Source organism: Pricia mediterranea (assembly GCF_032248455.1).
GTDB lineage: Bacteria > Bacteroidota > Bacteroidia > Flavobacteriales > Flavobacteriaceae > Pricia > Pricia mediterranea.
Genome location: NZ_JAVTTP010000001.1, coordinates 606257 through 619495 on the forward strand (window position 1 = coordinate 606257; position 13239 = coordinate 619495).

13 protein-coding genes and 1 pseudogene are annotated in these 13239 nt (G+C 48.8%); 10 read left to right on the top strand and 4 right to left on the bottom strand.

The features are described from left to right. The first annotated feature begins 136 nt into the window (after window positions 1-136). The 10 genes and pseudogenes from RQM65_RS02520 (at window position 137) to RQM65_RS02565 (ending at window position 8454) form a co-directional block, all read left to right on the top strand. Entirely contained in the window at window positions 137-349 is a 213-nt protein-coding gene (locus RQM65_RS02520) for a hypothetical protein (RefSeq protein WP_314012497.1), read from the top strand. Between the two features lie 195 nt (window positions 350-544). After that, window positions 545-706 (top strand): annotated as a pseudogene (locus RQM65_RS18990) (hypothetical protein); the annotation flags it as partial. Between the two features lie 150 nt (window positions 707-856). Beyond that, entirely contained in the window at window positions 857-1765 is a 909-nt protein-coding gene (locus tag RQM65_RS02530) for a transposase (RefSeq protein WP_314012501.1), read from the top strand. A 322-nt stretch (window positions 1766-2087) separates the two neighbouring features. Next, on the top strand, window positions 2088-2690 hold the full coding sequence (locus RQM65_RS02535) for an NADP-dependent oxidoreductase (protein ID WP_314012503.1): 603 nt from the start codon (window positions 2088-2090) through the stop codon (window positions 2688-2690). Beyond that, window positions 2675-3115, top strand: coding sequence for a zinc-binding dehydrogenase (locus RQM65_RS02540; protein WP_314012505.1), 441 nt, complete (start codon window positions 2675-2677; stop codon window positions 3113-3115). Before RQM65_RS02535 ends, RQM65_RS02540 begins: the two co-directional genes overlap by 16 nt. 117 nt (window positions 3116-3232) lie before the next feature. Next, window positions 3233-3739 carry a ferritin gene (locus RQM65_RS02545; RefSeq protein ID WP_314012507.1) on the top strand — a complete coding sequence of 169 codons (507 nt, stop codon included), beginning with the start codon at window positions 3233-3235 and terminating at the stop codon, window positions 3737-3739. A 202-nt stretch (window positions 3740-3941) separates the two neighbouring features. Continuing rightward, window positions 3942-4337: a hypothetical protein gene (locus tag RQM65_RS02550; RefSeq protein WP_314012509.1), complete on the top strand. Its 396-nt coding sequence runs from the start codon at window positions 3942-3944 to the stop codon at window positions 4335-4337. A 174-nt stretch (window positions 4338-4511) separates the two neighbouring features. Further along, window positions 4512-5915: a pyridoxal phosphate-dependent decarboxylase family protein gene (locus tag RQM65_RS02555; protein WP_314012511.1), complete on the top strand. Its 1404-nt coding sequence runs from the start codon at window positions 4512-4514 to the stop codon at window positions 5913-5915. 85 nt (window positions 5916-6000) lie between these two features. Next, window positions 6001-7455: a cardiolipin synthase gene (cls, locus tag RQM65_RS02560; protein WP_314012512.1), complete on the top strand. Its 1455-nt coding sequence runs from the start codon at window positions 6001-6003 to the stop codon at window positions 7453-7455. A gap of 324 nt (window positions 7456-7779) precedes the next feature. Continuing rightward, on the top strand, window positions 7780-8454 hold the full coding sequence (locus RQM65_RS02565) for a lipid A-modifier LpxR family protein (RefSeq protein WP_314016770.1): 675 nt from the start codon (window positions 7780-7782) through the stop codon (window positions 8452-8454). On the opposite strand, the gene RQM65_RS02570 is transcribed toward RQM65_RS02565, so the two are convergent. The 4 genes from RQM65_RS02570 to mnmA all read right to left on the bottom strand — a co-directional run bounded on the left by RQM65_RS02570 (window position 8438) and on the right by mnmA (window position 12970). Further along, window positions 8438-9355, bottom strand: a complete 918-nt coding sequence (locus tag RQM65_RS02570) for a DMT family transporter (protein ID WP_314012513.1) — start codon at window positions 9353-9355, stop codon at window positions 8438-8440. The genes RQM65_RS02565 and RQM65_RS02570 overlap by 17 nt on opposite strands. Window positions 9356-9462: 107 nt before the next feature. Further along, complete coding sequence (locus tag RQM65_RS02575; RefSeq protein WP_314012515.1) at window positions 9463-10410, bottom strand: sugar phosphate isomerase/epimerase family protein; 948 nt, start codon at window positions 10408-10410, stop codon at window positions 9463-9465. A gap of 199 nt (window positions 10411-10609) precedes the next feature. After that, the gene (locus RQM65_RS02580; protein WP_432279833.1) at window positions 10610-11551 is read right to left on the bottom strand and encodes an NAD(P)H-dependent flavin oxidoreductase; all 942 of its coding nucleotides are present in this window, start codon (window positions 11549-11551) and stop codon (window positions 10610-10612) included. A gap of 228 nt (window positions 11552-11779) precedes the next feature. Beyond that, complete coding sequence (gene mnmA / locus RQM65_RS02585; protein WP_432279834.1) at window positions 11780-12970, bottom strand: tRNA 2-thiouridine(34) synthase MnmA; 1191 nt, start codon at window positions 12968-12970, stop codon at window positions 11780-11782. Between the last annotated feature and the right edge of the window lie 269 nt (window positions 12971-13239).

Consider the following 13239-nt stretch of genomic DNA (forward strand, 5'->3'; position numbering starts at 1 on the left):
GCATCTCCGGACTACCCCGTCTATCTCAAATACACCGACACAAGGCAACAACATACGGATTTAGAAACGACGGAACTAGGCATCTTGCAAGAGAACGGACATCGATAAATCAATTTTTCACAAATCTACGTCCGTAATGCGGAAGGAAATCGAGGCAAAAACCGGAATGGACGGCATGTACTTGGCCGGGGAAGTAGTCAGTGTTCACGGGCGGTGGAAAATCCCGACTATGGAACAGACCGCCATGTCAGGGAAACAGGTGGCGCAAGAAATTTTCGATTATCTCAGGGACATTCAGAAGTTAAATAACCTATTGATTATCAGCGTAATAATCCGTATCTTAGAGTAAACAAAACCCCGAGAATGAGTCGTTAGCTCGAAAAACGGGGTTTTTATCTAAGATGTTATGTCCAAGATACGAAGAATCCGCGATTTCCAGCACACTTTTTCATTTTCCTCCCAACAGGAACAGTTGGGAGTTTTCTTTGACCGTTTTTTGGAATCCGATCTGGGCAAGATCTACCGGGCGGTGCCCTGGGACGACATGGTGGCGGCCCTCGGTGTGAAGGAGGCGAAAAAAGGCCCGAAGGCGATCTTCTCCCCCCGGGGCAAGGTCGCCCTGATGTTCCTCAAGCACTATGCGGATTGCTCCGACAGAAAACTTGTCGAAGGGCTCAACGGCAACCTGGACTGGCAGTTCTTCTGCGGCATCTATATCGGTGCCGATCGTCTGGAAAACTTCAAGATCGTGAGCGAGATACGGTCGGAACTGGGGGGAAAGCTCGACATCGACGCCCTGCAGAAGGCCCTCTACGGACACTGGTCCCCGCACATGGGGGACAAGGGCTCCGTCACGATGGACGCCACCTGCTACGAGAGCAACATGCGGTACCCTACAAATGTAAAACTGCTCTGGGAATGTACCGACTGGCTGCACCGGCTGCTCAAAAAGGTATGCGGGGAAAAAAAGGTCGCCATGCCGCGCAGCAAGTACCTGAAATGGAAAAAGCGGTACGTGTCCTACAGCAAGATGAAGAGGAAGACCAAGAAGAAGCGGGATGCGCTGACCAGGGCCCTGCTCCTGCTGACCGAAAAGTTCTCGGCGGAACTGGACCGTATGGAAGGGGAGCACGGCCTGGCGTTCACCGTGGACCAGTACGTGCGCAGGGCCGCGGCCAGGAAGGTACGGGAACAACAGTACGCCCTGTTCCACCACGGCGTGCGGCCCGAGGGCCGCATCGTCAGCCTTGACAGGCCCTATGTCAGGCCGATCGTCAGGGGCAAGGAGAAAAAGCCGGTGGAGTTCGGTGCCAAGGTGCACAAGTTCCAGGTGGGCGGCATCGGCTTTATCGAGCACCTATCCTTCGACGCCTTCCACGAGGGGATACGCTTCCGCAAGACCGTCCTGGACGCGCAGGGCCTGACCCGTACCAAGGTCAAGATCGTAGGGGCCGATGCCATCTACGCGACCAACAAAAATCGGAAGTTCGCCACCGGGAACGGTATCCGTACCGACTTCAAGCGCAAGGGAAGGGCCGGCAAACACGAGGGGCACCGTAAGAAACTGGCGGCGGCCATCACCAAGGAAAGGGCCGCCCGCCTGGAGGGCAGCTTCGGCAACGACAAGGAACACTACGGCCTCAAAAGAATAAGGGCCCGCACCAAGGCTACGGAGATCCTCTGGATATTTTTCGGCATCCACACCGCCAACGCCCTTGAGATCGGCAGGCGCATGGCCTCGGCCCGCCTGGCAAAAGCAGCCTGAGCCTCCAGCAGCCAGGAGGCCCGAGGGAGACCTATGTCCCGACGGGACCGGAAGGGCCCGAAATCCGTCCTCCCGAACCGAAAAGACCTCAAAGGCGACACCGGAAATCGAAAATGCCGCCCGACCTCTACGGTCGAACGGCACCGACTTTAAATTTTACCGAAAAAAGGGCTTACTCCTGAATATCCCTATCTCAAAAGCGAAAAAAAAGTAAATATGGAGTTCGCGACCTTGACCAGCACCAAAGGCTATAGAATCATGGAAGGCATCCTAGCTGGCCTTACGGGTATTTCAAAATTTGTTCCTAATCTAACAAAAAATAATGGATTCAGAACCTCAAAAGAGAGAAATCGTACTTTCAGAACATCCTTCCGGGGTACCCGATGAAAATACCTTCGGGTTCAACGACATTAAAATACCCGAAATTCAAGAGGGCGGGGTATTGCTTAAAAGCCTATACGTTTCCATCGATCCGGGAATGAGGGGTTTCATGGATAAGGGGAATGACGATGCGGCCGGTAACAAATTTGAAATCGACAAACCCATTATCAGTCGTACCGTGGCACAGGTCGTCAAAAGTAGAAATAAGGATTTCGAAAGGGGATGCATCATACACGGGCGATTGGCCTGGCAAAAGTATCAAAGTGCCGAAGCGGACGGCCTTGAAAAAGTCAACCCCGACCTTGCACCAATTTCCACCGCGGTCAGTATGCTGGGCGTACCAGGATTGGCCGCCTATTTTGGGATGCTCAAAATCGGTCAACCTAATGAAGGGGAAACCGTGGTCGTCTCCGGAGCGGCGGGTTCCGTGGGCAGTATCGCTTCCCAAATTGCCAGGATCAAAGGCTGCAAAGTGGTGGGCATTGCCGGATCCCCTAAAAAATCGAATACCTGGAGAACGATCTGGGATTGGCCAAAGGCATAAACTACAAGAAAACCGATGATATGAAAGCGGCGATAAAGAAAGCCTGTCCCGATGGCGTCGATGTGTTTTTCGACAATGTCGGTGGGGAGCTCTTCGATGCCGTCTTCGCGAACTTAAACCGGCACGCCCGGATTGCCATTTGCGGACAGATAGCGGACTACAACGAATCCGACCCGCCCCGAGGCCCCCGTCCCATGCATACCTTAATCGCTAAAAGCGCCCGGATGGAAGGCTTCGTGGTCTTCGATTTTAAGTCGGAATTCGATACCGCCAAAAAGCAGCTCGCAACGTGGTACAACAAGGATCAGCTGACCTATCGCGAAAATCTGGTCGGAGGTTTCGACCAGATTCCCTCCGCGTTTATCGGCCTATTTTCCGGAGAAAACATCGGGAAACAGATGGTCAAGGTCGCGGAGGCCGAATGAAACAATAAGAAATGTAAACCGACACCGAAGGTGACCCAAATCAGCGTACCTTGAATTTTAATCGTACAACAACTAAAAATCATTGGAAATAGAAGACTAAAAGAATTTCCAATAAAGTTGCTGAACAAGCAAGTGATGGTCGAAGCTTTTCAGGCGCAGGTGTACCTTTCCTACGCCTCATGGGCCGAAGTGAACAGCTTTGCAGGTATCGCCAACTTTTTATACGGTCATATGCACGAACGGGAGCATATGTTCAAAATTTTGAAGTACATCAACGACCGCGGGGGGGGGAAAGCCAAGATCGAGGCCATCGACAAAGCACCGGAAAATCCCAAGGATATTGGGGACTGCCTCCAAAAAATATTAAAACACGAAATCGACAATTCCAAGAAAATAGACCAGATCGTCAACCTTGCCCACGAGGAAAAGGATTGGGCGACATTTAGTTTCGGACAATGGTTCGTACAGAAGCAAATCGAGGAAGAGAGCTTGGTTAACGGGATTATCGATAAATACAACCTCGCCTCCACCGAAGTGGACGGAAATACAAGTCTGTACGAAATGGACCGGGACCTGACCAACGCCTCACAAGAAGCGGAGACCCCTAGGGAAGAGGAATTCTAAACCCTCAATACAACAGAAAACTTGCGGCAGGTTGCTCCGTTATCCCCAAAAACAAATGTCGTACATGTGCTGTACATAATGTGGAAAAGATGCGCAGAACATTAGGAAAACTTTTGTTCTAAAAAGTTCGTAATATTACGAACCATTTATACTTTTGTGGTGGAATTATTAATCTTATTCACCTAAATTAAAATTAAACATCATGAAAAGAGTTATTAAAAGTTTTAGTGTGTTGTTTTTGGCCACCTTGTTTTTAGCGGCATGCAGCAACGATGACAATGGCAACGACAACGGCTTGGAAGGTACCGAAGTGGCCGTCGGCGTTTATAAGGGGTATGTTGGGTATAGCAAGAACGGAGAGCGGATTGAAAACCTACAGGGAACCGTTGAGGTCACCCGCGAGGGCAATATCTATGACTTCGATTTTTCAAATGATATACCCGATTTAGAGGACATAGCCATGAAAGCAGAGGGCAATATCTTGATCAATAGAGATAAGACCATCAAAGGTGTGCTTAAAATAGTACAGAACGAGAATAAATTAATTATCGATTACAAAAGTGCCGGAGAACGTTGGGATGCCCAGGCTGTCAAATAGTACGCGCCCGTACCATTGGCCTTAGGCAATCGATACGTTTTGGTTAAAAGCTATGATACCATATCGATTATTCGATACGGGCAGTTGTCTTCTTTTGGAAAATTGCCCGTATCTATTTTTAGAACTGCAAACGCGTCCGTTCTAAACTTTTTATAAAATTGTAAATTAGCAGCCATGACGGAAAAGAAAATGAAAAAATTAGGCTATCAGGTCATCGACGTCATTGTAGATCATCGTCACAACCTTTCGTCAAAGCGCGTGTTCAATAAGCCGGACTTCGAGTTTCTCGATAGTATGATAAATCCGACAATGCCTTTGGAGGCTGACGATCCGACTGCGGTATTCAAGGAACTGAACCAAATGGTTTCGGAGCATGTCACCCATATAGACCATCCACGATTCTTTTCCTTTATTCCCGGGCCCAGCAACTATTACAGCGTACTGGCCGACACCCTATCCACCGGCCACAACGTCTTCGCCGGCCATTGGATGGGCGGGGCCTACGCCTCAATGGTGGAGACCCGTACCTTGGACTGGCTCGCGAACATCATGGAATATCCAGAAGGAAGCGGTGGCATCTTTACCAGTGGCGGTTCTATGGCCAATCTTACCGCCCTCGTGGCGGCACGGGAGAACAAACTGCCGGAAGACCATTCCAAAGGCACCATCTACTATTCGGAACAGACCCACTCCTCCTTGTCAAAGGCCCTCAGAATATTGGGCTTTAAACCTGAAAACATGCGCAAAATCGATTCCGACGAACAGTTTCGGATCGATACCACGGCACTGCTTACGACCATTGAAAAGGATGTAAAAAAAGGATTTAGACCCTTTTGCATCATAGGTAATGCGGGCACCACCAATACCGGGGCAGTGGATGACCTGAACGCCTTATCACAACTGGCCAAAGAACACCAGCTTTGGTTTCACATTGACGCCGCTTACGGCGGGGCCGCGATGTTATCCAAAGAACACCAACACAAGCTCAAAGGCATCGGAAAGGCCGACTCGATTACATTAGACCCCCATAAATGGTGGTTTCAGCCTTATGAAATGGGATGTCTTCTCGTACAGGACCGGCAAACCCTGAAGAAAGCGTTCAGCGTGCAGGCCGAATATCTGGCCGACACTGTCGGGGATTCACGCGAGATCAATTATTACGAACACGGGGTTCAGCTATCCCGTTCGTTCCGAGCTTTAAAACTATATACGTTTTTCCGTTGCGTAGGCCTGAATAAGATCGGGGAAGATGTATCCCGAGGGTTCGAAAATGCCGCTTATATCGAAACGCTGTTACAACAAAAGGACTATTGGGAAATCATTACTAAACCTTACTTGGGCATCATTTCGTTCAGGGCGAAGCTTTTCGAAAGCGAGGACAAAAACGATGCACTGAACGCCAAGTTATCCCAACACGTACTCGATAACGGCTACGCGATGATCAATACTACCCAACTGAAAGGCCACACCGCTTTGAGAATGTGCCCCATTCATCCGGAAACGACAACGGCCTTTTTAGACAAGACCTTTGAAATCATGAACGCGTTTATCGAACGTAAAAATGCCAATTCTTTGTAACTTGATCGTCCATCCTTGAGCGCCTGCTTCCAAAGACCCGATAAATGGGTAATGAAAATAGAGTACCAACCTAAGACCATCTTACATGAACTGGTTACTACTTTTCGAAATAGTTTACATCATTATCGTGCTCTTGGTCAGTTTACGGGTCGTGTACGACACCCGAAGTAGCGTAAAGGCATTGGCCTATATCCTATTTATTGTTTTTGTTCCCTTTATCGGAATCATTTTCTACTTTTCTTTTGGGGTTAATTATCGCAAGAGAAAGTTATATAGCAAAAAAATAGTACATGATGAGCAACTGCGCCAAGAAATTCGGTCCCGTATGTTCAGTTATTCCGATAAAGTGTTCAACTCTGGGGGGATCGGCGAGACGCACCACAATCTGGCCGAATTCGTAAGACGGTCCGCAAGTAGCCCACTGACCTCGAACAATGCCGTAAAATTGTTGTTGAACGGGGAAGAGAAATTTCCGGAAGTGCTTAAAGCATTGGAAGCCGCCCAACACCACATCCATATCGAATATTACATTTATGAAGACGATACGACGGGAAATTCGATAGCCGACGTCCTCATTAAAAAAGCGAGGGAAGGAATCGAAGTCCGATTTATGTACGATGCCTTTGGCAGTAACAGTCTGCAAAGAAATTTTATACAAAAACTCGAAACAGCGGGCGTACAGACCGCGCCCTTCTACGAAATTAAACTGCTGGCCTTCGCCAACCGCCTGAATTACAGAAACCACCGGAAAATCATTGTCATTGACGGAACGACAAGTTTTATAGGCGGAATCAACATTAGCGATAAGTATCGAAATGACGGAGTTGGCAAAAGCGAGCTGTTTTGGCGCGATACCCATTTGATGCTCAACGGCCCGGCCACGGCCTTTCTGCAATACCTCTTTCTTTGCGATTGGAATTTTGCAAGCCAAAATTCCCTCATCTATGACGAGATCTATTTTCCTCCGCCCACGCTCAAAAAGGAAATTGGGAAGGAAATTGTACAACTGGTGCCTTCGGGACCCGATTCGGACCTCCCCGTTATTCTATATTCCCTCTTGGAAGTCATCGGTGCCGCGAAAAATAAGATTTTAATTACCAGTCCCTATTTCATACCCGGTGAAAGCCTGATGGACACCTTGGTCATCGCGGCACAAGGCGGACTGAAAGTACAGATAATTGTCCCCGGGATTTCTGATTCTAAAATGGTCAATGCGGCGGCCCGTTCGTATTATACCGAACTTTTAAAATACGGGGTAGAGGTATTTTTGTACAACAAGGGCTTTGTACACGCCAAAACCATGGTCGTTGACGACAACTTGGCCATCGTAGGTTCCGCCAATATGGACTACCGCAGCTTCGACCTTAATTTTGAAGTCAATGCCCTGATTTACGGAAAGGAGATTGCGGGACAATTGGAATCTGCTTTTCTAAAGGATTTAGAAGAGTGTTCGCAAATCGACGTTACCACCTGGTTGAACCGGCCCACCTACGTGCGTCTTTGGGAAAAGGTCGTGCGTTTGCTGTCTCCCTTCCTGTAATCAATCGCTCAACTCGAATCGACAAATTTTGACATCAAGTTTTTGAAAATGAATAGGTTATGCGTCATCTGCTTGCTAAGTATTTGTTTTACGGCCTTTGCCCAGCGTTCTTCGGGGGATGGCAAACCCGATAAATTCCGGTTACAGAGATCAGACCCAAATTCGGCAGCTACCTCTACACGGGTTCTGCATTGAGCGATGCGGGATTGTTAGATGCCGGATATGGGGTATTGAGTATTAAAATGGGATGGCAATCGAGCAATACGGTAAGCTGGTCGAGTCACTACAAATAACCCGACCGACAAAAGGGTTTCCCCCTCCGAAATCGAAGCGGACCGCATTGCGTTCGACCGTCCCTACGCCGGACTGCTCTATGGCCGCTTCGAGACCGTCTATACCTTTAATCGGTCATTTCTTAAAGGGACGCTGCTTCTCGGCATCATGGGTCCCGCTTCGTTGGCAGGAAAATTTCAGGATTGGTTTCACGACGAGATAACCCATGACCCCATCTTCGACGAATGGAAATACCAAGTGCCGAATCAATCCATTTTTAATGCCGATCTCACCTATGGTTATGATTTTTTACCGAACCGCAAATGGTTCGATGTGTACAGCGCCATAAACGCCCGCCTCGGAAACCTGTACATCGACGCCTCCCCTACCCTTGGGGTACGATTCGGGAAGTTTAACAAACTGGCACATTCCTTGGCCACGGATAATGCAATCCTTTTGAACCCGGCGGATTGGGAACTTTTGGTCCAAGCTACTATCGGTGGCAGCGTAAACCTATTTGATGGCACGGCCCAGGGAAGCCTTTTCCGTCGCGATTTCGAATACGCCGTCGATGACTTGAAACTATTCAATGCGGTCACGACCCTGAGCCTCTATGCTACTTTCAAACGCATTTCCTTGGGTATCGAACATCATTTCCTATACGGAAAGGTGGTCCCTACAGAACGGCATGTCTATGCCAGAACGATTTTCAAATATCGGTTTTAAAGCGAGGTTTTGGACCGGTGCCTCCCATCCTCAGATATTGGAAGTCAAAAAGAGGCTTGTTTATAAATGTTATTGCAATCCCGAAAAGCAATATAATTCCCCCGAAAACCATTTGCAGGGTGATGGCCTCACCGAGAAGCGCCCACGCCAATACGGCAGTGATAAAGGCCTGCGCCAACAGACTCAGCGACACCCGGGTTGTGCGAATGTGCCGGATGGCATAGTTGAGCGCAAACCAGGCCATCAGCTGACAAACAACGGCCTGGATGCCCAACACCGTCCAAGCGGCAGGTTCGAATCCGTAAAACGCTTCCCCCGCCAAAAGATTGATCACCCCCAAAAAAATAGAGGAAGCAAAAAGATTGATGAGCATAAAGGAAGGAATGTTCATTTGCGCCAACACCTTTTTGGAGACCAAGAGGTAAGCGGCATAAAAAACACCCGAAAGTATCCCGAAGACAAAGGCCCGATCGAATTCCAGTTGCGCAAAAAAGTGAAAGCCGACGATCACGACCATCCCCAATAGGGCCACCAAGGTGCCGATCCAAAAATTAACGGTCGGACGGTCCTTTAAAAACAAGAACATTCCCATCCCCACCCAAATGGGCGAAAGATTGGTCAGGAGGGAGGCTTGGGTAGCGGTAGATTCTTCTATGGCTATGTTCCAGACCGCAACGTCCGAACCGAACAACACCCCGCTCAGGACAGCCAGTAAAGTCAATGGCACACCGGGCCACCGCCACTGCTTTTTTAGGAGCACGATGGGCACCAGTAAGACAAAAGCGATTGCCATCCGATAAAATGCGGAAATCAGTCCCGAAGTATATCCCAATTTTACAAGGACGGGAAAGATGGAGATTCCGAGGATTCCCACAACCAAAGCGATTCTAGGTTTTGTCATTTGTGAACTCTTAGAACCGGCTAAATTAATCCTTATTCCTATTGGGCCATGTTAAGTATTCCTCAAAATAAACACATGATAAATATCAGGGGACGAACGCGGTCACTTCAGTCCAACTCCGACCATACCTTTTCGATAAGTTTCTTTGTCGCCCGGATTCCTTCCGGTTCGGCCATTGTCTCTCCTTCGAACTCGATACCGATATAGCCGTCAAAACCCGAATCCTTCACCAACTGAAGCATTTTTCGGTAGTCGATGATGGTTTCGTTTCCCTTCTCATCGAAAGCATAGGATTTTGCGCTGACCCCTTTGGCATAGGGCAAAAAGTCCGCAACGCCCTGATAAGGGTCGTACACTTTTTCACAGTCGTCGTTCTGGATGCTGCCCCATTGCTTGCTCAAACACCAATTGCCAAAATCCGGTAATGTACCCAGAAAGGGACTGTCCACTTGCTGCAGGATGTTTGCCATAAATGCTCCGTCGGACGTATGCAATCCATGATTTTCCACTAGCACGTTGATGTCCTGTTTTTCCCCGTACCCGGCCAAACTTCCCAGGCCATCGACCAAGGCGGCCTGTAATTGCGGCTTGGTACCCTTCCCAAATGCATTGACACGGATGGAATGGCATCCTAAAACTTTAGCGGCATCTACCCATTTAAAATGGTTGGTTACCGCGGTTTTCCGATCGGTAGCCACCGGATTTCCCAAGTCCCCTTCATTGTCCACCATAATGAGCAGGCTTTTAACACCAACATCATCGGCCCGACCTTTCAATTGAGACCAGAATTGGTCGTTCAACGCCTTATCCATGTAAAACTGGTTTACGTATTCGACCGCTGAGACGTTGTAGTCTTCCTTGGCAATCCGAGCAAAATCGACGGCCTGCACCTCCCCTTTTTCCAAGGCCCGGTGCAGGGACCATTGGGCCAGGGACAGCTTTAGATCATTGTTTTCCGGTTTACGAAATCCCTTGGCCCAAGACATGGCCGGAAGAATGGTAGCGGCAGCTGTAGCCAGGACCGACTTTTCCAAAAAATTTCTTCTTGTATTCATATCGTTAAAGATAAAACATTTGGCATCATCCACCTGTATTATAGACCTTCTCTAAACAGCGGCACTGGCCGCCGCCACTTCTTTCTTCATTTTCTCCTTTTCCCGTACCTCGCGGTTGTGGCCCAAGACATTTTTCTTCGGATGCATTCGCGCAACTATTGAAAATGCCTTTATTCGATATACCACCCCTGAGGCTAGCTTACAGGTTGGCAATCGACTTTTTGACGCTCTCGAATTCTTCCATCACCTCCGATACGATTTCAGCGGCAGGTTTGATTTCATGGATAAGGGCGGATACCTGTCCGATTTCCAGTTCGCCCTCTTCCATATCGCCATCGAACATGCCGCGTTTAGCCCTAGCGCGGCCCAACAGCGTCCGCAGCTCTTTGGCAGTAGCGCCACGAGCGTATGCATCCTGAACATCGCGATAAAATTTATTCTTCAGCAGCCGCACGGGCGCCAACTCTTTTAAGGTCAAATGGGTATCACCTTCCCCTGCTTCCACTACCTTTTGTTTAAACAGGGCGTGGGAGGAAGCTTCGGGACTGGCCACAAAACGACTGCCGACCTGTACTCCATCGGCCCCTATAACCATGGCTGCCAGCATGGCGCGGCCCGTAGCGATACCCCCGGCAGCAATAAGCGGAATAGCAATGGCCTCACGTACGGCGGGAACCAGGACCAACGTAGTAGTTTCTTCCCGTCCGTTATGTCCCCCCGCTTCAAAACCTTCGGCCACTACGGCATCGACCCCCGCGTCCTGGGCTTTCAGGGCAAATCTGACACTACTGACTACGTGCGCCACGCGTGCTCCGTTCTCCTTTAAATACGATGTAAAGGTTTTGGGATTGCCGGCGGAAGTAAACACAATTTTCACCCCGAGTTCGACGATGATTTCCATGAGCTTGTCCACATCCGGGTACATTAAAGGAACGTTTACCCCAAAAGGCCGGTCCGTTGCCCGTTGGCATTTTTCGATATGCTCGCGCAATACTTCGGGGTACATGGAGCCGGACCCGATAATGCCCAGGCCCCCGGCATTCGAAACCGCCGAGGCCAAACGCCACCCACTGGCCCAGACCATCCCGGCCTGAATAAGCGGATAGTCGATGTCGAAAAGTTCCGTGATACGATTGTTCATAGTTGTACAATGATTAAGGAAGGTAGTACTGGACCAACTACTCTAAGGTGATGACCTAAGGCAATGACGTAGCACAATAATACTTAAGACGTAAAACGGGAAAAATCGCAAATAGGCCATCATAATTTTGTCCTATGTCTTACATCCTACAGTCCTATATCCATTCGTGGTAATGGATCCTTCAACCCGACAGTTTCAGTTGTCTATCAACGATCTTCAATCCGGTTTTCAAGAGATAACCCCTGACCCCACCAGTTCGTCTTCCAAGTACCAGGCGACAAACTGTCCTTCGGTGATGGCCGACTGCTTTTCCTGAAAATCCACATACAAGCCGCCGTCAATTTTGTACAGGGTAGCTTTTTGCAAGGGCTGCCGATAGCGGATCCGCGCCATTACCTCCATAGTCTCATCGACTCTAAGTGCCAAATCCGACCGGACCCAGTGCAACTCGTCATCGGTAACGAACAGCGTTCTTCGGTAGAGGCCGGGATGCGCTTTGCCCTGCCCCGTATAGATGATATTTTCGTCCACGTCGGTATCGATCACGAAAAGCGGTTCTTTGGTGCCCCCGACATTCAGACCCTTACGTTGGCCCTTGGTATAAAAGTGGGCACCTTGGTGCTCGCCCACTACCCTACCATCCTCTTTGTGGTATAAAGGCTTTTGGGCATGGTAGGCCAGTTCGTCCGACGTTCCCTTGAATTCCGGAGCGCTAGCATGATACCGAGCGATATCTGAAGGCACCTCGACGATAACCCCTTTTTTGGGCTTCAGTTTTTGCTGTAGGAAGTCCGGAAGCCGCACCTTCCCGATAAAACAGAGTCCCTGTGAGTCTTTCTTATCCGCCGTGATCAGGTCGTTGTCAGCCGCAATCTGCCGTACTTCGGGTTTGGTCAGCTCCCCGATGGGAAACAGCGTTTTGGCTAGTTGCTGTTGGGAAAGCTGGCACAAAAAATAGGATTGGTCCTTATTGGTATCCTTCCCTGCAAAAAGTTGGAAAGTCTCGGTTCCGTCAGAATTTTTCAGGATTCCTTTCCGACAGTAATGTCCCGTAGCTACAAAATCGGCTCCCAACTGCAGCGCGATTTTCAGAAAAACGTCGAATTTTATTTCTCGATTGCATAGCACATCGGGATTAGGTGTGCGCCCCCTTTCGTACTCGGCGAACATATAATCGACGATCCGCTCTTTGTATTCCCTGCTTAAATCGACGGTCTGAAATGGAATACCCAATTTTTCCGCGACGATCAGCGCATCGTTACTATCCTCCAACCAAGGGCATTCCTCGGAAATCGTCACCGAGTCATCGTGCCAATTCTTCATAAAGAGCCCTATGACCTCGTACCCCTGTTCTTTTAAAAGATACGCGGCCACGCTGGAATCTACCCCTCCCGAAAGTCCAATTACCACTTTTTTCATTTCCCTCCAATTAAAGTGCAAAATTACGAAATCTATTGTATCGACTGACCTAGTGCATGCATCGGTATCCTTACCAAGTATGAACTAAAGAATCTCACCTATTGTCAAGGATTTTTATTCACTTCATCTCAAATCTTTATGCTTTGATAAAGAAATGCTAAACCAATCGCATGGACAGACTTGGCGAAGTATGACTATATTTTATGTTTATCATTTATAATAAAAAGTTAAACAAAGTAATTTTCATGGAGAATAGCCTGCTATAATGT

Coding starts and splice junctions, on each gene's coding strand:
- RQM65_RS02530 (WP_314012501.1), top strand. CDS start 857: ATGGACGCCACCTGCTACGAGAGCAACATGCGGTACCCTACAAATGTA.
- RQM65_RS02535 (WP_314012503.1), top strand. CDS start 2,088: ATGGATTCAGAACCTCAAAAGAGAGAAATCGTACTTTCAGAACATCCT.
- mnmA (WP_432279834.1), bottom strand. CDS start 12,970: ATGAAAAAAGTGGTAATTGGACTTTCGGGAGGGGTAGATTCCAGCGTG.
- RQM65_RS02555 (WP_314012511.1), top strand. CDS start 4,512: ATGACGGAAAAGAAAATGAAAAAATTAGGCTATCAGGTCATCGACGTC.
- RQM65_RS02580 (WP_432279833.1), bottom strand. CDS start 11,551: ATGAACAATCGTATCACGGAACTTTTCGACATCGACTATCCGCTTATT.
- cls (WP_314012512.1), top strand. CDS start 6,001: ATGAACTGGTTACTACTTTTCGAAATAGTTTACATCATTATCGTGCTC.
- RQM65_RS02575 (WP_314012515.1), bottom strand. CDS start 10,410: ATGAATACAAGAAGAAATTTTTTGGAAAAGTCGGTCCTGGCTACAGCT.
- RQM65_RS02550 (WP_314012509.1), top strand. CDS start 3,942: ATGAAAAGAGTTATTAAAAGTTTTAGTGTGTTGTTTTTGGCCACCTTG.
- RQM65_RS02570 (WP_314012513.1), bottom strand. CDS start 9,355: ATGACAAAACCTAGAATCGCTTTGGTTGTGGGAATCCTCGGAATCTCC.
- RQM65_RS02520 (WP_314012497.1), top strand. CDS start 137: ATGCGGAAGGAAATCGAGGCAAAAACCGGAATGGACGGCATGTACTTG.